The organism is Pseudomonas sp. PvP027 (assembly GCF_017833005.1).
GTDB lineage: Bacteria > Pseudomonadota > Gammaproteobacteria > Pseudomonadales > Pseudomonadaceae > Aquipseudomonas > Aquipseudomonas congelans.
On record NZ_JAFIBK010000001.1, the window covers coordinates 5,689,913 to 5,713,291 of the forward strand.

A 23,379-nucleotide genomic window follows, 5' to 3' on the forward strand; every position below is an offset into this window, starting at 1 on the left:
CGTTCAGGCATTCAGCGAACTCAGAAAATCACCAAACCCGCCCCTGGCTTTAGAGTCGAGGCGGGTGCTGGTCGTGACCCTGGGGCGGCAGCTCCAGGCGATCCGTGCGCCGATCAATTCCAGTTGCCGAACCAGGTGCACGTCTTCGTGGCAGGACAGTGCCGGAAATCCACCGGCGCTGATGTAGGCAATCGAGCTGACGCCCAGATTGGCACCATGAATATGGCGGTGACCGTCACGGTGCTGGTAATGCTGCAGGTAAGCAGCCTGCGCGGCAGCCGAAATGTCATTGCTCCAGTCGCCGGGCGTTACCGTTCCGCACACGGCGTCGGCATCCAGCGCCAACTGCTCGGCAAGCCAGTCGCTGGCCACGGTACTGTCGCCATCGGTACACGCCAGCCAGCGTGCACCCCGGTCGAGAAGAAACTCCGCGCCCTGTGCTCGAGCCTGGCCCACATTGCGCGCCGACACTTCGAGAACCATCACGCCATGGGCCCGTGCGATCTCCGCCGAGCGATCAGTGCAGCTGTCGAGAACCACCAGCACTTCCACGCATTCGCCCTTGAGGTCGGGGTGTGCAGCCGCCTGCTTTATCGTTTCGAGACACAAGTCGAGTAACTGCTCTTCATTGTGCACCGGGATCAGTATGCCGATCATCGGGGAATTCCTGTTCTGCTACGGAGGTTCCATCACGACTCCACAGGTCCAGCAGGAAGTCCCGTTCGTGATGACTGAAAAGTCGGTGCATGGATAAGCGTGCGGCGAGGATGTCGTGGACCGCCTGGGCGTTCAGCGGGCAGCCTTCGATATCCGGCCGCCAGTGACAGGCGAGCAACTGGCCGTCCGGTGAAAGGGCCGACAGCGCGCGGTCGATCAGGCCGTGCAGGTCGTCGGCGTCCAGGTAATAACCCATCTCGCTGAAGACGATCAGATCGAATTCGCCCTGCGGCCATTGCTGCGGCAACCGCGCCTGCAACACTCGTGCATGGGGCAGGTCGGCCAGACGCTTGCGTGCCAGGTCCACAGCCAGGCTCGAGGTGTCACAGCACACCAGTGCGTCGCAACGCCCGGCAAGATCGGCACTGAGTTCGCCGTTGGCGCAGCCGGGCTCGAATATCGAGCGGTAGCGTTCGCGGGGCAGGGCAGCCAGCGTCAGGGCGCGCTTGCGCCGTTCGTACCAGCGTTGCTTGAATGCCCACGGGTCGTCACTGTTGAGAAACAGCTCATTGAAATAGCTGTCCTCGACGCTCATGTGAACACCACTTCAAAGGGCTGCAGCAGTCTTTCCAGCACGGCGTCCGGCAAAACCGGGGAAAGACCGATTGCCGGATCACCCTGCAACTGGCTGGTGAACGCCTGAGCGGCATTGCGTTTATGCGCAAGCGTCACCGGATCGAGCAGCAGCTTGCGTGCTCTGTCCCATGGCAAACGTTGGTCTTCAGGATCAGCCCAGTGCCAGGCCCAGATCGGTACTTCGTGAAGCTGTGCCCCAGTCGTCGCGCAGGCTCTGGCACTGGCCCGGCCAACCGCTTCATGGTCGCTATGGCCATCTTCTGCCCACGTGGCGAACACCACGTCGGCAGGGCCCAGATGCTGTTCGAGAAAGGCCGCCAACTGATCTTCCGCTTCGGCCACTGCGCCGTCCTGAAAGCCGCAACGCAACCACTCCAGGCGCTCCACAGGTATGCCGAGGCGATTCAAGGCTTCGGCGCTTTCCTCTGGCCGGGCTTTGCACAGACGATCGACAGGCCATAGCGTGGAGCCCGGATGGCTGGCCGTACCATCGGTCACCGAGATCAGTAACAGGTTACGTTCCAGCTGTGCCAGCTGGCTCATCAGGCCGCCACAGGCCAGGACTTCATCATCCGGGTGCGGGGCGATGATCACGGCTCGGCAATTGGTCGGCACCAGCAAGTCGGCGGTGATCGCAGGCAGGCCGCGCAGCTTGTTCGAAGCATTCCAGACGGCGAGGGAAGTACCCTGGCCGGACTCGTCATCACTCACCACGAACCCTTCACTCATGCTCTATACGCTCTCATAGTGACCACGTCCGTGCCGCAGGCAACGCCTTGCCGGCCAACTGACCCAATGCCGCCAGATCCTGCTCGGCGTGGCTCTGACGCAGGAAAACCGGCAGGTCGGTGATCAGCCGGGCAAAGTGCGGGTCCTTGCAATAAGGACCCGCGCCGACGGCACGGCCCACATGCTGAATCACCAGATCGGCGGCTTGTTCGACATAAGCACGGCAACGTCTGGCAAGTATTTCGGCGTTGTCGGTCGGGGCCTGATCCAGGTGCACGGCAGCTGCGCGCAATACATCGATTGCAGCATGCAGCGCTACGTCCGCGGCGCCAAGGTGCGCGAGGGCGTGCGGCTCTTCGCGCTTGCCGACATGGGCCAGCAGGCGCTGCGCGATGGCGCGTGATGCGCCGTACCAGCAGGCCGCTATGCCGATGCCGCCCTGCCAGAAGCCAGGCCTGTCGAGGTAGCCGCCCGGCGCACCGATCGCTTGACCGATGGCGTTGTCGAAAACCACATCGATGCTGCCGGTAGCGCCCATGCCCACCGCGCGCCAACCGTCACTGGTCATGTGCACGCCAGGCTGGTCAAGGCGCACTGCAACCAGTTGCTGACGATGTTCGGCGTCCCATGCAGTGATCAACGCATGGCTCAGCGCCGCAGCGCCCGAGCACCATGCCTTGCGGCCGTGCAGGCGAAGTGCATCGCCTGCGCCGCTGATATTCACCCGTGCCTGCGGCGGCTCTGCCGCCCACATGCCCCAGGTGCTGAATTGTTCGGGGGGCGGGGCACCCAGTTCTGCCATGATCGCCAAGGCGTCTGTGTGCCCCTCGTACAACTTGCACAACCCCAGGTCGTGGCCTGCAACGCAGGCCAGCGCCCGCCAGCGCTCAAGTGTCTGACCGCGGGCAGGCAGGGGAAGCTGATCCAGACCTTCGTTGACCAATGCCTGCAAGCACTCGCCCAGCGCACGCGTATCGGCATAACCGTGCTTGCGCCAGTCGAGAAACTCACTCAAGGCATCAATCATTGCTGGTCTTCACGCTTCAGTTCGAACAGCAGCAGCGAACGCGGCGTCACGGTGTATTGCGAACCGAAGGCAAAGTGCTCCTTGCTGCGTGCATCATCCTGATTGGTGTCGATCAGGCACTCGTAATGGGTACCTTCAGGCACTTCCGGCAGGGTGAAGTTGACGCCGTCGTGGTGCGCGTTGACCACCAGCAACAGCGTGGCGTCGGCACCCGCGCGACGGATACCGGTTTCCTGTGCGCGACCATCCATCAGCATGCCCAAGCAACGGCCATTGGCATCGTGCCATTGCTCGACGCTCATCTCGTTGCCATCCGGAGCGAGCCAGGTCACGTCCTTGACGCCGATCTCTTCGTTGTAATCGCCTACCAGGAAGCGGCTGCGACGCAGGATCGGGTAGGTCTGACGCAGCTTGATCACGCGGGTGACGAACTTGAGCAGCGCTTCGCCATCTTCGTCCAGATCCCAATTGATCCAGCCAATCTCGCTGTCCTGGCAGTAGGCATTGTTGTTGCCGTGCTGAGTACGCGCGAATTCATCGCCCGCAACAATCATCGGCGTGCCTTGTGCCAGCAGCAGGGTGGCGAATAAGTTGCGCATCTGGCGCAGACGCAGGGTATTGATTTCCGGATCTTCGGTCGGACCTTCGACGCCATGGTTCCAGGACAGGTTGTTGTTGCTGCCGTCCTGATTGTTTTCGTCGTTGGCTTCGTTGTGCTTGTCGTTGTACGACACCAGGTCATGCAGCGTGAAACCATCGTGCGCGGTGATGAAGTTCACGGACGCCTGAGGGCGACGACCGCGCTGGTTGAACATGTTGCCGGACGCGGTCATGCGCGCAGCGAAGTCGGCCAACTGAGCTTCGTCGCCTTTCCAGAAGGCACGAACGGTGTCGCGGAACTTGTCGTTCCATTCCATCCAGCCTGGTGGGAAACCGCCCACTTGGTAGCCGCCCGGACCGCAGTCCCATGGCTCGGCGACCAGTTTGACCTGACGCAGCACCGGATCCTGACGGCAGGCGACCAGGAAGCTGTGGCGTTCGTCGAAACCGTCATGGTAGCGGCCCAGAATGGTCGCCAGGTCGAAGCGGAAGCCGTCGACGTGCATTTCCGAAGCCCAGTAACGCAGGGAGTCGGTGACCATTTGCAATACGCAAGGGTGGCTCAGGTCGAGGGTGTTGCCGGTGCCCGAGTCGTTGATGTAGTAGCGCTTGTCGTCCGGCATCAACCGGTAGTACGAGGCGTTGTCGATACCGCGCATCGACAGGGTAGGGCCCAGCTCGTTGCCTTCGGCGGTGTGGTTGTAGACCACATCGAGGATGACCTCAAGACCGGCATGGTGCAAGTGCGCAACCATTTCCTTGAACTCGGCAATCTTGCCGCTTGCCAGATAACGCGGGTCCGGGGCGAAGAACGCGATGCTGTTGTAGCCCCAGTAGTTGGTCATGCCCTTCTGCAGCAAATGCTGGTCGTTGACGAAGGCATGGATTGGCAGCAGTTCGACGGAGGTCACACCTAGCTTGCGAATGTGCTCGACGACCGGGGCTGATCCCAGACCGGCAAACGTGCCGCGCAGCTCTTCGGCCACCTCTGGGTGACGCATGGTGATGCCGCGTACGTGGGTTTCGTAGAAAATCGTCTTGTCCCAAGGCGTACCGACGCGCTGATCACGGCCCCAGGTATAGGCTTCGTCGATCACCTTGCTTTTCGGTACGAAATGGGCGCTGTCGCGTTCGTCGAAGCTCAGGTCGCCGTCAGGATGGCCGATGGTGTAACCGAACAGCGCTTCCGACCACTTCAGTTCGCCAACCAATTGTTTGGCGTACGGGTCGATCAGCAGCTTGTTATGGTTGAAACGATGGCCATTCTTCGGATCGTACGGACCGTACACACGATAGCCGTAGATCTGGCCCGGGTGCGCGTCCGGCAGGTAGCCGTGGTAAATCTCGTCGGTGTATTCCGGAAGTTCGATGCGTTCCAGTTCGATTTCGCCGGTGGAGTCGAACAGGCACAGCTCTACCTTGGTGGCGTTTGCCGAGAACAGGGCGAAGTTGACGCCCAGGCCATCCCAGCTTGCACCGAGAGGAAAGGGAAGTCCTTCACGAATGCGAGACGGGGTACTGCCAGGGTTGTCTAGCGGGGCCGAATTATCTTCTGCCGGTGTAGTGGACTTCGTATTCATGATGACTTCCTGACGTCGAATGATTTTCTGAGCGGCCAAGACCGCTATCGGAGCCGCAGGCTCCGATACTGACGATAATGCAAGGGGGTGTAGCAGGCCTCATCTCTGGTCAGAGCGAGACCTGCATTAATTGACCGGTGCGCGGCCAGAAGAGTTTCAAGAATTCGACGGCTTGCGCGGCTTCTTGGGAGCGGGTTTGGCAGGGGCATCGGTTGTAGCGGCTGCAGCGGGCTTGGCCTTGGGTGCAGGTTTGGCGGCCGCCTTGGGAGCAGGTTTGGGCTTGGCTTCACCAGCAGGCTTTGGCGCAGGCGCCGATTTCGCTGCGGGCTTGGCTGCACCCTTGGCCGGCGCCTTGGCGCTGTCTACTTCAGGCAGCTTGGGCTTGGTCGATTTGCGCACACTGGACTTGTTCGGCGCCAGTGCTTCGGCTTCGGCCAGCTTGCGCGCCATTTCCCAATGACGTTCGTCATGACCGGACGGTTTGCCCTCCGATTCCCAGATTTGGTAAGCAAAGTCGCGAATTCTTTTTTCGTCGGCACTCATCTTGAGACTCCCAGCTATTACATAGTTTGAATAAGCAAATTGACGGAAAATCTTTCAAGCGCTGCACTGAGCGGTACTTCCCGATCACTCGTCACGACAACGTCAGAAAAGAGTCCCTTCCAGTCAGAACCGGAGTCGGCAAACGGCAACATGATCCGCGTGTCGCCCCAATTGGCAGCATTAATCAATGGAGTTTGCGCAGTACCCAATAGTTCACTGCATGTGCGTGGTACTACGATGATAGCGCGCACTCCTTGCGTCTCCCGGGCAAAAGCCATCACATGCTCGGCGTGGCTGCCCTTTATTTCCAGAGGTTGATAACTGCCCTCGCTGAACAGTCCCGGATGTTCGGCCCGCAGGTTCAAGACCTTCGCGATCAGAGCCTGCTTGATGCGTCCGTCCTTCCAGTCAGTCAGCAGGTCGGCAACGCTTGTCTCTTCCGCCAGGGCCTGTTTACGTGCAGCGTAGTCGACCGGGCGGCGGTTATCCGGATCCACCAGGCTGAAATCCCAGAACTCGGTACCCTGATACAAATCGGGAACGCCGGGTACGCTCAAGCGTAGCAAGGTTTGCGCCAGACTGTTGAGCGCGCCGGCGGTGGCAATACGGTTGGCTGTCGCACTGAGGGATTGGCGCAACGCCAGTGCTTCCGGAGCCAGCAGCAAACGCTCCAGAAATTCGCGGCAAGCGGTTTCGTAGGGCTGATTCGGTGCACTCCAGCTGCTTTGCAGCTTGGCTTCGCGCAGGGCTTTCTCTTGCCACTGGACCATGCGCTTCGCGTATTCCTGGTGAGCTTCTTCGCCCTCCAGGCTCAGCGGCCAGCTGCCAAGCAGGGCTTGGTAAAGCATCAGTTCGTCGCCGGCGCTGATAGTCGGCTCGTCACCCTTGAGCGGTATCGCCAGCTGTCTCCAGCGTTCTACCTGTTCGGCGTACCACGGGGCGCATTCACTCAGGACCGTAAGACGTGTGCGCGTATCTTCGCCACGCTTGTGGTCGTGCGTTGCGGTGGTCAGCAGATTGGCTGGAAACTTCTCCAGACGCTGTAGGCAGACCTGATGGAAGTCTTCTACCGGCGCACTGAAGTGCTGCGGATGGAAACCCACATCATTGCGCGAGAGCAACACGGCAGAGCGATAGAACGAGGTGTCTTCGACCGACTTGGCGGCAACCGGGGAGGTCAGTTGCTGGAAGCGTACGCAGGCATTCTTGTAGAGCTTGCGCAGCCTGCCGCGTGGCAGTTTGCGCCAGGGTTCGCCGCCCAGCCAGCGTGCCAGGTAATCCAGCACCGGCCAGTCACCTTCGTTCAACGTCTCGCGCGCGCCTTCCATTGCCTGCTGGAAGTACTTGTCGTCTTGCGCCGAGCGGCCGCACACCGAGATATAGGTGCGATAAATCGGGAAATTAACGATCAGCGCGAGCAGTGCGCGGCGAATCGCACCCAGGGTCAGGTCGCGACTCATCAGGTCGCTGCGTGCAACCTGCAGCAACGACTGGGCAACGTTCTCGAAATCACCCGCCAGTGTGCCGTGCAGGACCAGATCCCGGGCTACCAGTACTTCCTGATCGAAGTCGGCGGTACGTTCTGTCAGGCGGCTCCACAGCTCGCCCAGAGGCTCTTCGCCCTTGGGGTCGTGTTGCAGCAGTGACACCTGATTCATGAACTCGTAACCCGTTGTGCCGTCAACGCTCCAGTCTTCACGCAACGGCTCGTCGGGGCCGAGGATTTTCTCGACGAAGATCGGCAGATGCTCGATCTGTGCGTGCTCGGGGCGCAGCTTGAGCAGGCCCTTGACCCGACGATGCAGCTTGCGACCGTAGCCGCGCGGGTCGGCCAGCCCATCGATATGATCGATACGCAGCCCGTCGACCAGGCCCTCGGCGATCAGCTGGAATATCTTCCCGTGGGTGGCCTCGAACACCTGTGGCCGCTCGACACGCAGGCCGCCCAGCTCGTTGATGTCGAAGAAGCGCCGCCAGTTGATGTCATCGCCGGCGGTGCGCCAGCTGGCCAGGCGGTAGTGCTGACGCTCCAGCAACTGGTGCAGACGCTGAAAGCCTTCCGGCTTGCTGGAATCGAAATGCGCGAGAACCTGCTCGATACCCTTGAGCACCTGCGGGTCCTTGGCCAATTCGGCCAACTCGGCCCTGGCCTGGCGTGCGCGCTCATAAGCTTGCGGAAACTGCGCCAGTGCAGTGAAGCGCTGGGCCATTTCCTTCAGTTGCGGGTGATCCACGGCCTGCAACAGCGAGTCGTAGGTCAACGGGCAGATCGGAAAGTGATGCTGATAGTGCTCGATGTAGAACGAGCCCTGCTCGGCATTGAAGCGCAACGGGATTTCGCCGGCCTGCAATACCGTGCCGTAGTCGCTGCTCAGGAATGGCAGCAACAGCTGACCTTCCAGCAGCGGGTCCGGAGAATTCCACTGAATGTCGAAGAACTCTGCATAAGGGCTGCGACGGCCCCATTCCAGCAGGTCCAGCCACCACGGGTTGTCGGCACCGCCGACCGCCATATGGTTGGACACGATGTCGAGAATCAGCCCCATGCCGTGTTCGCGCAAGGTCTCGACCAGGCGCAGCAGGGCAGGTTCGCCGCCCAGTTCCGGGTTGATGACCGTCGGGTCGACCACGTCATAGCCGTGCATCGAGCCGGCACGGGCCTTGAGCAGCGGCGACGCGTAGAGGTGGCTGATACCCAGACTGGCGAAGTAGGGCACCAGCGGTACGGCGTCGTCGAGGGTGAAGTCCTTGTGAAATTGCAGGCGCTGGGTGGCGCGCAAAGGCTGTAATGGACGGGTCATTGATCACGCTCCGTAGCCTGCAGCCGGGATCGGGAAAGCAATTCCAGTCGTCGAGCAGCATTCGGGTTATCAAGCAGAGAGGCCGCATCGCCGGGAAGACGTCTGCGCCAGTTGGGGTGGCTGTCAATGGTGCCGGGCAGGTTGGCCTGCTCCTCGACACCCAGCGCGTCTTCTATCGGCAGCAGTACCAGTGGCGCACGTGTATGACCCAGGTAGCTGATGCTCGCGTCGATAATCTGCGCCGGGTCTTCAGTATCGGACGGCAGACTGTCGATGTTCTGGCTCAAGGCACGCCGCAGGCTTTCATATTCCCGGGTGCGCTCTTCGCGCCATTGCGATTCATGCTGCTCGTCGATGTGCCCGAGGCGCGCATTCCATTCGATATCCAGTTCGCTGAGCCAGCCCGCGAGGGTAGGCAGGTCGTGGGTACTGGTGGTTGCCAGTGCCTGATCCGACCAATCGAGAATCGGCTTGAACTGACCATTGTTCTGTTCGAACAGCAGGACGCGCATGCCGAGAATCGCCCGGGCACTGAGTTTTTCGCTCAGACCTTCGGGCACTGTACCGAGGTCTTCACCCAGCACGATCGCCTTGTGCCGCCAGGATTCCAGGCTCAGCAGGCGGAGCATGTCGTCCAGCGGGAAATTCAGGTACGCGCCTTCGCTTGGAGGCGCTCCCTGCGGGATGACCCATAGCCGCTGCAGGCCCATGACATGGTCGATACGCAGACCGCCTGCATGAGCAAAGTTGGCCCGCAGCATCTCGATGAACGCACGAAAGCCGTTACGCTTGAGGCCGTCCGGTGAAAACGCGGAAATACCCCAGCTCTGGCCAGCGCGGTTGAGGATGTCGGGTGGTGCGCCTACAGTCAGGGCCGACAGCAGCTCGTCCTGACGGCTCCAGGCCTGGCTTCCGGCGCCATCAGCACCCACTGCTAGATCGGCAATCAGGCCGACGCGCATGCCGCTGCTGCGTGCTGCAACCTGCGCGCGCTCCAGGCCACGGGCTATGAGCCATTGGGCGAACGCGTGAAAGCTGATTTGCTCGCTATGGCTTTTGGCGAATTCTGCTACTGCGTCACCGCGAGGGTCTTTGAACTGCTCCGGCCATTCATGCCAATTGCTGCCAATGTTCAGCGTTTCGGACTCGGCACACAGCGCCTCGAAGCGGCAGTGATTTTCCAGCGCTTCACCACCGCTGTGGCGGAAGCTGTTGAAGTCTTCATGCAGTGGGTGATCACCTGCACTGAAGCCTTCATAGAGCGCGTGAAGCGCTTTCCATTTGGCGTTGGCAGCGGCTGGCCAGTCGATCAGCGTCTGTGTTTCAAGGCGCTTCATCTCGTCGCCGACACGCGCGTCTTCGATTGCCTGACGCCACGCACTTTCACCGAGAATCGCACCAGGCGACGCATACAGGCTGTTGAGGAACAGCCTGCTGGAAGGTGAATAAGGGCTGTAACGGTGAGGGTCGTTGGCAAACATGGCGTGGATCGGGCTGATGCCCAGTGCGTCGGCACCTCGCTCACCAGCAGAGCGCAAGACTTTCTCCAGTGCCTCAGTGTCACCAAAACCGCCATCACCTTCGCGGCGCAAGCTGTAGAGCTGAGCGGTCAACCCCCAGCCGTGCGGTTTTGAAGTGTCGGTGGCCATTGCCATGCTGAAGCAGGTTTTCGGCGCGACCGCGATGGTCAGGTGCTGGCCGGCAATTTCCAGCTGCTGGTAGCCTGGCGGGGCCAATGCCGGAAGCTCTGCATTCGAGGTTAGCCTGGCATCCAGTGAGGAGCCGTCTTCGAGGTGTAGCGTGAACGGCGTTTGTGGAGCAAACCACTGGGACAGGTCCAGATTGCTTTCCACATCGACCGTCAGCAGTGGCGGGGCACTGGTGCCATGACTGGCTTTTTGCAGGCGCAGCAGGCTGGCATCGATAGCCTCGCCGTTTTCAGCAGGATAGCCCAGCGCTTCCAGAACCTTGCGCAGCACATCAGGGCTGACGGTCTGCGGCCGAGCGTTGGCATCGACCCAGTGCACCGACAATCCTGCCTCGGTCGCAAGCCTCTCCAATTGCTCATTGTTCATCCTGTTCCTCCAGAACATCACTTGCTTTCAGGCTGACAATGGCCGTGTAAGCATTGAGGATGCCGCGTGGGGAAAGTTCGGACGATTTTTCGGCGCTGGAGAATATCTCGCGGGCCCCGGTTTGTTGCGGCGCGTCCACCGCGTGCTCACTGAGATTGAGGTCAATACGCAGTTCGCTGCCATCGCCGAGCGTCCAGCGTGCACTGACCGCCTTGTCGCCGAGAATATCGGTACTCAGAAAGCGTGCGCCCTGCAGGCGCGGCATGATTTCCTTGTGCCGCAAGGCCAGCAACTGCGTGTAGAACTCCAGCCAGCTGCGGTGATCGAGGCCTATGTCGGTGTCGAGATCGACCGCTGAAAACGCCGGGCGTGAGGCTTCGAACGTCTTGATGTCGTTGGGATCAGGAATGTGCTCGCGCTTTTCCGGGTCGGCGAACGCTGCGAAATCAGCGAACTCCTTGCGACGTCCCTCGCGTACCGCATCGGCCAGTTCGCCATGGTGGCTGGTGAAGAACAGAAACGGTTCGCTGGCCGCCCACTCATCGCCCATGAACATCAGCGGAATCATCGGTGAAAGCAGCAGCAGGGCAGTGGCGGCTTTCAATGCAGCAGGCGAGCAGAGTTGCGGCAAGCGTTCACCGAGTGCGCGGTTGCCGATCTGATCGTGGTTCTGCAGGAACAGCACAAAGGCTGATGGCGGCAGGTGCGCGCTGGGCTCACCGCGCGTGTGCCCATGACGCGTTGGTTCGCCTTGGTAGACAAACCCCTCGCTGAGCAGCCGCGCGAGCTTTTGCGTAGGCTCTTTGGCGAAGTCGGAATAGTAGGCGTCCGTTTCACCGGTCAGCAGCACATGGAGGGTGTTGTGCCCGTCGTCGTCCCACTGTGCATCGAAGCCTTTTTCCAGAAGACTGGCCTGGTTGAACTCGTTCTCGAGGTTCAGCCACACGTGTCTGCCCGGTTCAATGCGGCCACGTACCCGCTCGGCGAATTCCGGTAGGAAGGTCTTGTCGCGAATGGCGTGCACAGCGTCCATGCGCAGGCCGTCGAAGCGATACTCGAGCAGCCACATCAGGGCGTTGTCGACGAAAAAGTCGCGCACCTGCGGGCGTCTGAAATCGATCGCATCGCCCCATGGGGTGTGCAGGTCGCTGCGGAAAAACTCCTTGGCGTAACTGCCCAGGTAGTTGCCGTCCGGGCCGAAGTGGTTGTAGACCACGTCCAGAATCACCATCAGGCCAAGACCGTGAGCGGTGTCGATCAGGTGCTTGAGCTGCTCGGGCGTGCCGTAGGAGGATTGCGGGGCGTAATGCAGAACGCCGTCGTAGCCCCAGTTGCGGTCACCGGGGAACTGTGCAATCGGCATCAGTTCGATTGCGGTAACGCCCAGTTTGGCAAGTCGCGGCAGGTGCTTTTCCACGCCAGCGTAGCCACCCATGGCGCCCACGTGCAGTTCATAGATCACCGCTTCATGCCACGGACGACCGTTCCATGCGCTGTTTTGCCATGAGTAAGCGTGAGGGTCGACGACGAGGCTTTCAGAGTGAACGTCATCGACCTGCGCCCGGGATGCGGGGTCAGGAACGTCCAGTTCATGGTCGATCCTGAAGCGGTAGCGAGTACCCGCCTTGCAGCGGGCCTCAAGGACGAACCAGCCGTCGGACTGAGGCAGCATGGCCAGTGACTGGCCATCCTGCAGTTCGACATTTACGAAGGAGGCATCCGGTGCCCAGAGGGCAAACCGGGTGTGTTCAGGGTCCAACAAAACGGCGCCGTGGCGCCAGTTATCGTCTGTACGCAGGGGCATCCATTAAATCCTTAACCTAGTAGTTGCTGGAAATGCTCACGTTTTTCTTCAACAGGTCGCGATAGAGATCTGCGTAGGGCTCTACTGCCTGATGCCAGTTGAAGGGAGCCGCCATGGCACGGCAGCGCATGGCGTTGAGCAGCTCAGGATGGGCGAAGACCTGGAAGGTGCGATTCAGGGCCTCGGTATAGCTTTCAACTGTCGATTCGTTGAACAGGAAGCCGGTGACGCCGTCTTCGATCGTATCTGCCAGGCCACCAGTGTTGCGTGCGACAGGCAGAGAGCCAAAACGTTGCGCGTACATCTGGCTCAGACCGCAAGGCTCATAGCGGGACGGCATCAACAGGAAATCGCTGCCGGCGAACATGCGTCGTGCGTCGGTTTCGTTGAAGCCGATGCGCACGCCGATACGGCCGGGGAAGCGTTCCGCCAACTCGCGCATGGCCTGTTCTTCCTCGGGCTCGCCGCGGCCGATGATTGCGATCTGTCCGCCGTTATTGACGATGTGTTCGGCGACGCCGATCGTCAGGTCCAGGCCTTTCTGATACACAAGGCGCGACACCACTGCGAACAGCGGCCCGGTCGATGCATCCAGCTCGAACAGCTCACGTACGTAATCAGCGTTGATTTCCTTGCGCGTCCACTCGTTGGGTGCAAAGTGGCAGATCAGGTGTTCGTCGGTGGCCGCATCCCAGCTTTCGTCGATACCGTTGGGGATGCCGCTGAGCTGACCCTTGTTGGCCTTGCTTTGCAGGAAGCCTTCCAGGCCGCAACCGAACTCCGGGGTCGTGATTTCCCGAGCGTAGGTGGCGCTGACGGTGGTGATGTGGCTGGCAAAGGCCATGCCCGCCTTGATGAACGACAGCTGACCGTAGAACTCCATGCCTTCGGGGGTAATGGCGGAGTCCGGGATGCCCAGCTCACGACTCGAGGCAGTGCTTACCGTGCCTTGATAGGCGAGGTTGTGAACAGTGAAGATGCTTGGTGTGGACTGCCCGCGCCAGCGCATGTACGCAGGCGCCAGGCCGGCCGGCCAGTCGTGGGCATGAACCAGCTCGGGGCACCACTGGCTCTTGACTTCGCCAGCGGCGAACTCGGCAGCTGCCAGGCCTAGACGGGCGAAGCGAATATGGTTATCGGACCAGTCGCGACCGGTGCTGTCGGCGTAAGGGGTGCCTTCGCGCTCGTAAAGCTCAGGGCAGATCAGTACGTAGATCACCAGACCGTCTTTCATGTCCATGCGACCCACCTTGCAAGGCGGCAGCGCTGCATAGCCACCCAGCTGGCTGATGATATGGATCGGATTACCGCTGTTGATGACCTGCGGATAACCTGGAATCAGTACTCGAACGTCATGCAGGTGGCGCATGGCTCGCGGCAGTGCGGCAGACACATCGCCCAGCCCACCGGTTTTCACCAGATCGGCCAGCTCGGAGGTCACGAACAACACTTTGCGTCTGTTGACCTGGGACATGGTCGGCTGAGGCTGAACAGTCGACGTAGGCATTTGCAACACAGGAACGCTCTTGGTAGAGAACACCGGAAGATGAGTCAGCTCGCCGACAGGCTGGTTAAAACTCTCTCCCTTCTGGGTTTTCACAGCGGCGCTAATCATCAGTTTTTCCCCTTAAAACAGTCTTGGTGCATCACTTGATTTTTATTGGCCATTTCCTATGGCCGGGTACACATACGTGCACTACGCAAGATCGATACCCGTTTGGACCATGCATAGTGACAAAGCGGTGTGATGTCGCCATTACCGGATGTCAGCCAATAGCATAGATGCTCTAATCACCTGACCCGGCCGTTTTGGAGAAGTTTCGACTTTTTTATTTGCGAATGTCTGGGACAGGCTTCAACGCCGCAGGTGGTGGCACGCTGCAGGTGGCAGCCCGGCGGTCGCTGCGCTTTTTTACCGGTGTTTTTTGCGTCCGTAAGGGCCATTACCGGTCGTCGGATCGTTGGACAATTCGGTCCAGACGCTTGGTTTTCATCACTAAATAGCATGGGCAGCAGGGCGTGACGAGCAGCAACGGTGCACAACGCCTTTTCCGAGTGCGTACAGCGGTCAATCTTCGGGCGCGACGAGAAAATCCTTACATCTACGCTGGAACATTTTGCAGCAGGGCAGGATAGAATCGGGCCACAAGCCCCGGCCTTGACGCTGGCCTGAGGCATTACCCTTTGACTGATTTCACTGAATCACTCTGATTGAATTGACGAGGATGGAAATGGAAGCCCCCGAGGTACTGGTACTGCAAGCGAGTTACACAAATCCTGTGCACGCGGATGCGATCGGATTCGTTCTGAACGAGTATTCGATGGATGCCATGGGCACAGGGCGGCCCCTGTCGAGCGATACCCGTCAGCAGTTGGCAATTGAGCTCGCCAAGCGTCCTTACGCGTTCAGCGTGCTGGCATTCATCTCGGGAGAGCCGGTAGGGCTGGTCAACTGTTTCGAGGGGTTTTCAACTTTTGCCTGTCGTCCGTTGGTGAACATTCATGACGTAGCGGTCATCTCGCAATACCGTGGCATGGGTATCAGTCAGAAAATGTTGCTCAAGGTCGAAGAGATTGCGCGCCAGCGTGGCTGCTGCAAGCTGACGCTTGAAGTTCTGGAGGGCAACGAGGCTGCACAGGGGGCCTACAGGAAGCTCGGTTTTGACAATTATCAGTTGAGCCCTGAAATGGGGCGTGCCATGTTCTGGCAGAAGGCGCTTTAGGAAGGTGTTTCAGAGACCTGCTCGCCAGGCGTCGTTTTCTGGTCGTGCAGGTGCAGACCACGCGGAGCGGCAGACGAAGCATATGGCGGGGGAAGCAGGAGGGCAGGTCAGGTGGGCAAGCCGGATTATCGGGCTTGCCCTGGGGCGTTTTGAAGAATGATACAGTTGCGGTCAGGCCTGAAGCATCTTGCCGGGGGCGGATAACTGCGATTGCTGCAGCATCGAGCTCAAATGAGCCACTTTTTTCTGCAACTGCTCGCGCTCTTCTTTTAATGTGCGCAGTTCGTCACGACGGATAGTGACATACAGGGTTTGTGGTGCAAGTGCTGGTAGTACAGTGCCCATTGCTCACCTCGCAAATGGCGGATTCAACCTCAGAGAGGTCCGTGGCAATGACTTTCAATCCCTGACCGCCGCTGCTTACCCTCTCTATCGGCACCGATTTTGATTTCTTTTGCATGATTTTGGAACTTTTTTATTTTTAATTGTCGCGAATGTTTATTAATCGCGACAAAATGCACCACAGGAGGGCGCTCGCGTCTTCATCTTCTCGCAAGGGAACCGACGTTCCGCCTCGCTTGACTAATCAGCATGCTCGCAACCTGTCGATGCGCTGGACGGCAAGCGAGGCACCTTTTTACGATTTAAGGAGCACCTTCATGCAACTTGGGATTATTGGACTGGGCCGCATGGGCGGCAATATCGCACGCCGTCTGATGCTGAATGGTCACACGACTGTGGTGTACGACCGTGATGAAGCATCGCGCAACGCCCTGGCCAATGACGGTTCGACTGCGGTCGCAGATCTGAAGGAACTGGTCGGTGCGCTCGCCAAGCCCCGTGCCGTCTGGGTAATGCTCCCGGCAGGCGCACCAACCGAAGACACCATTCAGACCCTCAGCGAGTTGCTTGATGCCGATGACGTGATCATCGACGGCGGTAATACCTTCTATAAGGACGATATCCGACGCGCTCAGGAACTGACTGAGAAGGGCCTGCATTACGTCGATGTCGGCACATCGGGCGGCGTCTGGGGGCTGGAGCGCGGCTACTGCATGATGATCGGCGGCGAGTCGGCCATTGTCGAACGCCTTGATCCACTGTTCGCTACGCTGGCGCCGGGCCTTGGCTCGATCGAGCGCACTCGTGACCGCACCTCGACCGATGATCGTGCCGAGCGCGGTTATATCCACTCAGGCCCTGCGGGTTCCGGGCATTTCGTGAAGATGATCCACAACGGCATCGAGTACGGAATGATGCAGGCCTTCGCTGAAGGCTTCGATCTTCTCAAGCAGAAAAACTCCGAACACCTGCCGCCCGAGCAGCGTTTCGACCTGAACACCGCCGACATTGCCGAGGTCTGGCGTCGTGGCAGCGTGGTGTCGTCCTGGCTGCTGGACCTGACCGCCGATGCCCTGGCCACCGACCCGCACCTGGATGCATTCTCCGGTTCGGTCGCCGACAGCGGCGAAGGTCGCTGGACCATCGAGGCGGCCATCGAGCAGGCGGTTCCGGTCCCTGTGCTGTCCAGTGCTCTGTTTGCGCGTTTCCGTTCCCGCCAGACAAGCTCGTACGCAGACAAGATGCTGTCCGCCATGCGCTTTGGATTTGGTGGCCACAAGGAACCCAAGTAATGGGCCTGTCGCGTGGCAGTGCCGAGCAAAAGACCGAGGTAGCCCCACCCACGACCCTGTTTCTGTTCGGTGCCCATGGAGACCTGGTCAAGCGCCTGTTGATGCCGGCGCTTTACAACCTGTCGCGCGACGGTCTGGTGGATGAAGGGCTGCATATCGTCGGCGTCGATCACAATGCGATCAGCGATGCCGACTTTGCGAAAAAGCTCGAGAACTTCATTCGCGATGAAGCCGCCGGCAAGGTTGCCGGGGATGGCAAGGATCCGCTCGATCCTGCGCTGTGGAGCAAGCTGGCCGAACGCATCAGTTATGTGCAGGGCGACTTCCTCGACGATTCCACCTACCAGGACATCGCCAGCAAGATCGAGAGCACCGGCACCGCCAACGCGGTGTTCTACCTGGCCACCGCGCCGCGGTTTTTCAGTGAGGTCGCCCAGCGCCTGGGCTCCTCAGGTCTGCTGCAGGAAGCCGAAGGCGGGTTTCGTCGTGTCGTGATCGAAAAGCCCTTCGGCTCCGATCTGGCCAGTGCGGTCGAGCTCAATGGTTGTCTGCTCAAGGTCATGAGCGAGAAGCAGATTTACCGGATCGATCACTACCTGGGCAAGGAGACGGTGCAGAACATTCTGGTCAGCCGTTTCTCCAACGGCCTGTTCGAGTCGTTCTGGAACAATCACTACATCGATCACGTACAGATCACGGCGGCGGAAACCGTAGGCGTGGAAACCCGTGGCAGCTTTTACGAGCATACCGGTGCCTTGCGCGACATGGTCCCCAACCACCTGTTCCAGTTGCTGGCGATGGTTGCGATGGAGCCACCTGCCGCTTTCGGTGCCGATGCCGTTCGCGGTGAAAAGGCCAAGGTGGTCGGCGCGATCCGGCCCTGGAGCCAGGAGGAAGCCCTGGCCAATTCGGTGCGTGGCCAGTACGCCAAGGGCGTGATGGGCGACAAGGAAGTCGTCGGTTATCGTCAGGAAGATCGTGTGGAGCCTGACAGCAGCACCGAGACCTACGTTGCGCTGAAGGTCATGGTCGACAACTGGCGCTGGGTGGGTGTGCCTTTCTACCTGCGCACCGGCAAGCGCATGAGTGCTCGCAGCACGGAAATCGCCATCTGCTTCAAGCCTGCTCCTTATGCGCAGTTCCGCGATACCGAAGTCGACCGGCTCAAGCCCAACTACCTGCGGATCCAGATTCAGCCCAATGAAGGCATGTGGTTCGACCTGTTTGCCAAGCGTCCGGGCCCGGAACTGAAAATGGAAGATATCGCGTTGGGCTTCGCCTACAAGGACTTCTTCGAGATGCAGCCCTCCACCGGGTACGAAACCCTTATCTATGACTGCCTGACCGGTGACCAGACGCTCTTCCAGCGGGCCGACAACATCGAGAACGGCTGGCGTGCAGTGCAGCCGTTCCTCGACGCCTGGGGCGCGCAGCCGGAAGTACAGCTTTATGAAGCTGGCAAGGATGGCCCGCAAGCGGGTGAAGAGTTGCTGAGTCGTGATGGTCGGGAATGGAGAGAATTGAATGTCTGAACTGCCTGTACAGTTCCTGTTGTCCGACATCGACGGCACGTTACTGCGCCGTGATCACAGCCTGAGCCAAGCCAATATCGACGCCATCAAGCGCCTGCGTAACGCCGGCGTTCACTTCACGCTGGCCAGCAGTCGGCCGCCGAGGGCCATGCGCCAGGTGATTGAAGCGCTGGATGTGGACCTGCCCACCGTGGCATTCAATGGCGGCACCATCACTCATCCCGATGGCAGCCTGCTTGTGGCTCATCGCATTGATCCGCGCGCGGTCCGCATCTGTCTGGAGTTGTTTGCCGGGCAGGACGTTGCCATCTGGGTCTTTGCCGATGATCAATGGCTGCTGCTCGATCCCGACGCCGATTATGTCGATCATGAGCTCGATGCACTGGGCTATGGCTATGTTCAGGTCGAGAGTTTCGAACCGTATCTGGATCGCGTCGACAAGATCGTCGCGGCCAGCGCCGATTTCGAGTTGCTCAAAACGCTTGAGGCGCAGCTCAACCCGCAGATCGAAGGGCTCGCGCTGGCGGCCCGTTCGCAAAAATACTACCTGGATGTGACTGCGCTGGAGGCCAACAAGGGTTCTGCTCTGGTTGCGCTGGCGGACTATCTGGGCGTCGACCTGTCGCGCACGGCGGCGATTGGCGACGGCGGCAACGACGTGGCGATGTTCCACAAGGCAGGCTTGTCGATTGCCATGGGGCAGGGCGAGCAGACAGTCAAGGGACAGGCTGATCATGTTACTGATAGCAATGAGCAGGACGGAGTGGCCAACGCCATCGAGCGTTACATTCTGAGCGCCTGATCAGCTGTATACCCACGTTAACGAATCATCACGACGGGCATTTTCTGAATGGCTGCACTGATCGAAGACTACGCATTGCTGGGCAACTGCGAGACGGCGGCGCTGGTCGCCCGTGATGGTTCGCTGGACTGGTTGTGTTTCCCCCGCTTCGACTCGACGGCCTGCTTCGCCGCGCTGCTGGGCAGTGAAGAGCACGGCCGCTGGAAGATCGCGCCGACTGCTGAGGTCATTGCCGTCGAGCGGCGTTATCGCGATGGCACCCTGATTCTCGAAACCGTTTTCGAAACCCGTGACGGTCGCGCCATGCTGATCGATTTCATGCCCATGAACACCTCCGGCCACGTGGTGCGCATGGTGGTCGGGCTGTCCGGCCGGGTCGAGTTCGCTGTGGATCTCGCCATCCGTTTCGATTACGGCAGCAGCGTGCCCTGGGTCGAGCGGAAGGATGCTCATACACTGACGGCAGTGGCCGGACCGGAAATGCTGGTGCTGCGCAGCCCTGTGGCCCTGCATCCGCAGGATCATCACACCGCCAGCCGTTTTCACGTTGGTGAAGGCCAGCGCAAGGTCTTCACGCTGGCCTATCAGGCGTCCTTTGCGCCCGTGCTCGATCAGATCGATGCCGACCAGGCACTGGAGAGCACCGCTGCCTATTGGCGTGAGTTCTCTGATCGCTGCCCTGACGTCGGGCCGTGGACGGCGCAGGTAAAGCGCTCGCTGATTACGCTGAAAGCCATGACCTATGCGCCCACCGGCGGCATCGTTGCCGCAGTGACCACCTCATTGCCCGAGCAGTTGGGTGGCGAACGCAACTGGGATTACCGCTATTGCTGGCTGCGCGACGCCACCATGACCCTTCTGGCCTTCATGAACCTGGGCTATTTCGAGGAGGCCCAGGCTTGGCGGGACTGGCTGTTGCGCTCGGTTGCCGGTAATCCTGAGCAGATCCAGATCATGTACGGCGTAGGCGGCGAGCGTCGTTTGCAGGAATACGAACTGCCCTGGCTGGGTGGCTATGAGAACTCACTGCCGGTGCGTGTCGGCAATGGTGCGGCGACGCAGGTTCAGCTGGACGTCTACGGCGAAGTAGCCGATGCGATGATCCAGGCGCTGCGAGGCGGTATGGCGCAGCATCCTCGCAGCGTGGCGATTTCCAAAGTGGTCATGCCTTATCTGGAGAAGATCTGGCACCTGCCGGATGCGGGCATCTGGGAGATACGTTCCGAGCCGCGCCACTTTACACATTCGAAAGTCATGGCCTGGGTGGCCTTTGACCGTAACGCCACGCAGATCGCCCAGGCTGCCGAGAACGATGAGGATCGTGCGCTGGCAACGCATTACCGGAAAGTGGCAGACGAAATCCATGCCGATGTCTGTCGCCACGGGTTCGATGACGAGCTTGGCAGCTTCGTGCAGACCTATGGTTCGAAAGAGGTGGATGCCAGTCTGTTGCAGATTGTGCTGACCGGTTTTCTTGCGCCGGAAGATCCTCGCGTTATCGGTACCGTTGCGCAGATCGAGCGCACGCTGATGCAGGATGGTCTGCTGCTGCGCTATGACAACGAGCGCAGTGTCGATGGCGTTGCCGGTCGTGAAGGGACGTTTCTGGTCTGTTCGTTCTGGCTGGCCGATGCCTATGTATTGCTGGGCCGGGCTGATGATGCCGCGCGGCTGTTCGAGCGGTTGGTTGGTCTGTGCAATGATGTTGGCCTGCTGGCCGAGCAGTACGATCCAAAGGGCGGGCGCATGCTGGGCAATTTCCCTCAGGCGTTCAGTCACATCGGCATCATCAATACTGCACTGAACCTGCACCGGGCGGTATGTCCGGCGCTGGCCCGGACTTCCGGCGTGCTTGAAGAGGCTTGATCAGCTGTCGCGGCCGGCCTTGCGAAAGGTCAGGTTGATCCGTTGCTCACCCAGTTGCGGATGTTCTGCCTGTTTGATTGGCAGAATGCCGTGGAAGCGCAATCTGTCCTCGCCACCCCAGACCACGACGTCGCCATGAAACAGGGAGATGCGTTGGGTCTTGTCGCTGCGCAGCAGGCCGCCGAACTGAAAGATGGCCGGTATGCCCAGTGATACGGATACCACTGGCCAGCGATGGTCGTACTCGTTCCGGTCCTGATGCAGGGACATCTTGGCGCCCGGTATGTAGCGATTGATCAGGCAGGCGTCAGGCACGAACCCGTCATAACCGGCTGCGAGCGCGGCGTCCTGCGCCAGCTGCATGAAGGCGTCCGGCATTGCTGGCCAGGCCTGTCCAGTTTGCGGGTCGGTTGCGGTATACCGGTAACCGTGGCGGTCGCTTATCCAGCCCAGTTGCCCGCAACTGCTCAGCGCTGCAGACATGCTCAGGCCGCTGGGGGTCTGCATGTGCCGGAACGGGGAGAGGCCCAGTGTCTGTTCAAGGGCGGACAGCAGTTGCGGCATGGCGGTCAGCGCAAATCCTCTGAACAGCCATGACCCGGGCCCGATACGCTCATTGCTTTCAGGCTGGGCCGTCTGGTCTGCGAACAGGTCCATAGTTGCGGGCGTGTCACCTTTGCGTTGCATGATCGGATCGAGCTCCGGTGAGTATCAGAGAGCCTTGCTGACCTTGACGTCGGTAATAAGGTCGTCGCTCTCGCCGTGCATTTTTTTCAAAGCGGCCTCGGCTTCCTCGGTGGATGCCGATTGCAATTGGGCGAATTCGAAGCGGCGTTCGCCATTGAGCTTGTAGCTGACAGCAAATTTGGTCGTGCGCGGGGCTGGATTGTTCACGGTGACTCCTTGCATCATCCCAGGCGAGAGGTCGAGCGCCGGACGATCTTGATCTTGTGAGTGAAAGGCAGTTTGCGTCCGGCGTTGGTATCTGCCTTACGGCCTGCGGTATCGATGGTGATGTTCCAGAAACCGGTGCTTGGCGCGGCGATCTTGGCCGGAAACCTGTCAAACGCACCGCCATGATAGGTGTGCCGACCACCATTTTTGAAGCTGCGAAAATTCGCATCGTTCATCAGGCGAATATTGCAGGTCTGAGAGCATTCGATGACGACAAGGTCGTCCTCGTTGAGATGCTCACGCTGGTGTACGAATTTCATGACGGGCTCCGAAATGGCGGTTTTTCTGAAAAATCAAAACGATAGCATGCGACGCCCGCAATTTGACGTCGGTGGGCATTAATTTGCCGTGTTTCCGGGAAAAAATGCCTCGGCCGGGATTTAATTGCGCCGGGGCTTGTCGTAGGACCTTTATTTGGAGGCTTTGTATGAAACTGGCTGTAGTAGTCCTGGCTCTGGCAATGACTGGCTGTGCCACAGTAAACGACATTGAGCATACACCCCCCACCATGAATGTGATGTCGGGCAAGAATCCTCAGGAATACGCCGAGTGCTTCGCAGGCAAGATCAGCAGCAGTCGCAAGCCGCCTTTGATCGAACCTCGCCATGACGGTCTGCGGGTCATTGTCGCGCAGAAACTCAGCAAGTCACCGGCGGCACTGGTCGACATCGAGAGCCGCTCGGGCGGCAGTACAATCAAGGTCTACGAACGACTTTCCAATGTGCCCATTCGTTTCAGGGACGTTCAGAACGCTGCCGAAGCGTGCATTTCAGGCTGATCGGTCAGGCTGGGTCAGCTGGCCCTGTCCGCAATGGACAGGGCGGCAGACCTGATTATTTGCAGACCACCAATACGCTTCGACTTTTGTAGTTGCCAACGTCCACGCCCAGCGTCTTGTCGCTTTCGGCAGGCTGTGGGGTGCCATCTGTGCCGACGATTTCATACCCTGTGCCTGCGCAGGACGCATCCGCTTTTTCGTAGCAGCTTGCCCAGGACATTGCCTCGCCGGAGCAATCGATGCTCAAGCCCTGTTTGCCGTTTTTCAGGTAGGTATTGGAGGCGGTTGCGCAGCCGGTGAGGCCCAGCACAGCAATAATGGACAAAATTCTGATCATGTTTTTCGCTTCGAGATAAGGCCAGTGAATTAACAAATGCGAGCGTTGGACTGGTAATAAGTGCCATCGTTCCGCCATGTTTTGCATCATAAACTGCCTGCTTCCCACTTGTCGCCGCCTTGCCGTTCGCGAAGTGTCATGTCACTGCTGCAGCCGTCTGGAAATGGCATTCCGGGTAGCTGTTGCTGGCCCCGATGGTAGTTTGAGGGTGTTCTGCGCTGCATTTTCGTACAGGCAATATCCAGAAACTGCGGAACTATCTGTACGAGTATTCCTCTATCATGGCATCGGACGGCCAAAA

General features: G+C 59.7%; 21 protein-coding genes. 6 read left to right on the forward strand and 15 right to left on the reverse strand.

The features are described 5' to 3' along the window. Positions 1-3: 3 nt before the first annotated feature. From JOE33_RS24810 to glgA, 10 genes are all read right to left on the reverse strand, one after another. Complete coding sequence (locus JOE33_RS24810; RefSeq protein ID WP_187625473.1) at positions 4-657, reverse strand: glycosyltransferase family A protein; 654 nt, start codon at positions 655-657, stop codon at positions 4-6. After that, on the reverse strand, positions 626-1,252 hold the full coding sequence (locus JOE33_RS24815; protein ID WP_187625472.1) for an SAM-dependent methyltransferase: 627 nt from the start codon (positions 1,250-1,252) through the stop codon (positions 626-628). The genes JOE33_RS24810 and JOE33_RS24815 overlap by 32 nt, the downstream gene beginning before the upstream one ends. Next, positions 1,249-2,022 carry a PIG-L family deacetylase gene (locus tag JOE33_RS24820; protein ID WP_187625471.1) on the reverse strand — a complete coding sequence of 258 codons (774 nt, stop codon included), beginning with the start codon at positions 2,020-2,022 and terminating at the stop codon, positions 1,249-1,251. The genes JOE33_RS24815 and JOE33_RS24820 overlap by 4 nt, the downstream gene beginning before the upstream one ends. Before the next feature lie 13 nt (positions 2,023-2,035). After that, entirely contained in the window at positions 2,036-3,049 is a 1,014-nt protein-coding gene (locus JOE33_RS24825; RefSeq protein WP_054993866.1) for an acyl-CoA dehydrogenase family protein, read from the reverse strand. After that, positions 3,046-5,229, reverse strand: coding sequence for a glycogen debranching protein GlgX (gene glgX, locus JOE33_RS24830; RefSeq protein WP_222943657.1), 2,184 nt, complete (start codon positions 5,227-5,229; stop codon positions 3,046-3,048). Before glgX ends, JOE33_RS24825 begins: the two co-directional genes overlap by 4 nt. A gap of 156 nt (positions 5,230-5,385) precedes the next feature. Next, entirely contained in the window at positions 5,386-5,772 is a 387-nt protein-coding gene (locus tag JOE33_RS24835; protein WP_010431068.1) for a DUF2934 domain-containing protein, read from the reverse strand. A gap of 17 nt (positions 5,773-5,789) precedes the next feature. Continuing rightward, complete coding sequence (locus JOE33_RS24840; RefSeq protein WP_187625470.1) at positions 5,790-8,573, reverse strand: malto-oligosyltrehalose synthase; 2,784 nt, start codon at positions 8,571-8,573, stop codon at positions 5,790-5,792. Next, the gene (gene malQ / locus JOE33_RS24845; protein WP_032612720.1) at positions 8,570-10,648 is read right to left on the reverse strand and encodes a 4-alpha-glucanotransferase; all 2,079 of its coding nucleotides are present in this window, start codon (positions 10,646-10,648) and stop codon (positions 8,570-8,572) included. The genes JOE33_RS24840 and malQ overlap by 4 nt, the downstream gene beginning before the upstream one ends. Beyond that, a complete protein-coding gene (gene treZ, locus JOE33_RS24850; protein WP_054993868.1) occupies positions 10,638-12,452 on the reverse strand; it encodes a malto-oligosyltrehalose trehalohydrolase in 1,815 nt (604 codons plus the stop codon). Before treZ ends, malQ begins: the two co-directional genes overlap by 11 nt. 16 nt (positions 12,453-12,468) lie before the next feature. After that, on the reverse strand, positions 12,469-14,067 hold the full coding sequence (glgA, locus tag JOE33_RS24855; RefSeq protein WP_010431057.1) for a glycogen synthase GlgA: 1,599 nt from the start codon (positions 14,065-14,067) through the stop codon (positions 12,469-12,471). 616 nt (positions 14,068-14,683) lie between these two features. Here glgA and JOE33_RS24860 point away from each other — a divergent pair. Next, on the forward strand, positions 14,684-15,175 hold the full coding sequence (locus tag JOE33_RS24860; protein WP_187625469.1) for a GNAT family N-acetyltransferase: 492 nt from the start codon (positions 14,684-14,686) through the stop codon (positions 15,173-15,175). 171 nt (positions 15,176-15,346) lie between these two features. Here the strand turns inward: JOE33_RS24860 and JOE33_RS24865 are convergent, their stop codons facing one another. After that, positions 15,347-15,520: a DUF6026 family protein gene (locus JOE33_RS24865; protein ID WP_003400675.1), complete on the reverse strand. Its 174-nt coding sequence runs from the start codon at positions 15,518-15,520 to the stop codon at positions 15,347-15,349. Between the two features lie 263 nt (positions 15,521-15,783). Between JOE33_RS24865 and gnd the strand changes: the two genes are divergently transcribed. Genes gnd through JOE33_RS24885 form a run of 4 tightly spaced genes read left to right on the forward strand, consistent with a single transcriptional unit; the run spans position 15,784 to position 21,009 of the window. Then, positions 15,784-16,809 carry a phosphogluconate dehydrogenase (NAD(+)-dependent, decarboxylating) gene (gnd, locus tag JOE33_RS24870; protein WP_122529721.1) on the forward strand — a complete coding sequence of 342 codons (1,026 nt, stop codon included), beginning with the start codon at positions 15,784-15,786 and terminating at the stop codon, positions 16,807-16,809. Continuing rightward, positions 16,809-18,341, forward strand: a complete 1,533-nt coding sequence (gene zwf / locus JOE33_RS24875) for a glucose-6-phosphate dehydrogenase (RefSeq protein WP_187625468.1) — start codon at positions 16,809-16,811, stop codon at positions 18,339-18,341. Before gnd ends, zwf begins: the two co-directional genes overlap by 1 nt. Continuing rightward, positions 18,334-19,143, forward strand: a complete 810-nt coding sequence (locus JOE33_RS24880; protein ID WP_096130076.1) for an HAD family hydrolase — start codon at positions 18,334-18,336, stop codon at positions 19,141-19,143. The genes zwf and JOE33_RS24880 overlap by 8 nt, the downstream gene beginning before the upstream one ends. Positions 19,144-19,191: 48 nt before the next feature. Continuing rightward, positions 19,192-21,009, forward strand: a complete 1,818-nt coding sequence (locus JOE33_RS24885; protein ID WP_187625467.1) for a glycoside hydrolase family 15 protein — start codon at positions 19,192-19,194, stop codon at positions 21,007-21,009. Here the strand turns inward: JOE33_RS24885 and alkB are convergent, their stop codons facing one another. The 3 genes from alkB to JOE33_RS24900 are packed head-to-tail and all read right to left on the reverse strand — an operon-like array spanning position 21,010 to position 22,223. Further along, the gene (gene alkB, locus JOE33_RS24890; RefSeq protein ID WP_187625466.1) at positions 21,010-21,696 is read right to left on the reverse strand and encodes a DNA oxidative demethylase AlkB; all 687 of its coding nucleotides are present in this window, start codon (positions 21,694-21,696) and stop codon (positions 21,010-21,012) included. Positions 21,697-21,720: 24 nt separating this feature from the next. After that, positions 21,721-21,903: a hypothetical protein gene (locus JOE33_RS24895; RefSeq protein WP_003364465.1), complete on the reverse strand. Its 183-nt coding sequence runs from the start codon at positions 21,901-21,903 to the stop codon at positions 21,721-21,723. Between the two features lie 14 nt (positions 21,904-21,917). Continuing rightward, complete coding sequence (locus tag JOE33_RS24900; RefSeq protein ID WP_003364463.1) at positions 21,918-22,223, reverse strand: DUF1883 domain-containing protein; 306 nt, start codon at positions 22,221-22,223, stop codon at positions 21,918-21,920. A gap of 167 nt (positions 22,224-22,390) precedes the next feature. On the opposite strand from JOE33_RS24900, the gene JOE33_RS24905 reads away from it, so the two are divergent. Then, entirely contained in the window at positions 22,391-22,741 is a 351-nt protein-coding gene (locus tag JOE33_RS24905) for a hypothetical protein (RefSeq protein WP_010431029.1), read from the forward strand. Between the two features lie 55 nt (positions 22,742-22,796). On the opposite strand, the gene JOE33_RS24910 is transcribed toward JOE33_RS24905, so the two are convergent. Next, the gene (locus JOE33_RS24910; RefSeq protein WP_003400694.1) at positions 22,797-23,078 is read right to left on the reverse strand and encodes a hypothetical protein; all 282 of its coding nucleotides are present in this window, start codon (positions 23,076-23,078) and stop codon (positions 22,797-22,799) included. Positions 23,079-23,379: the final 301 nt, after the last annotated feature.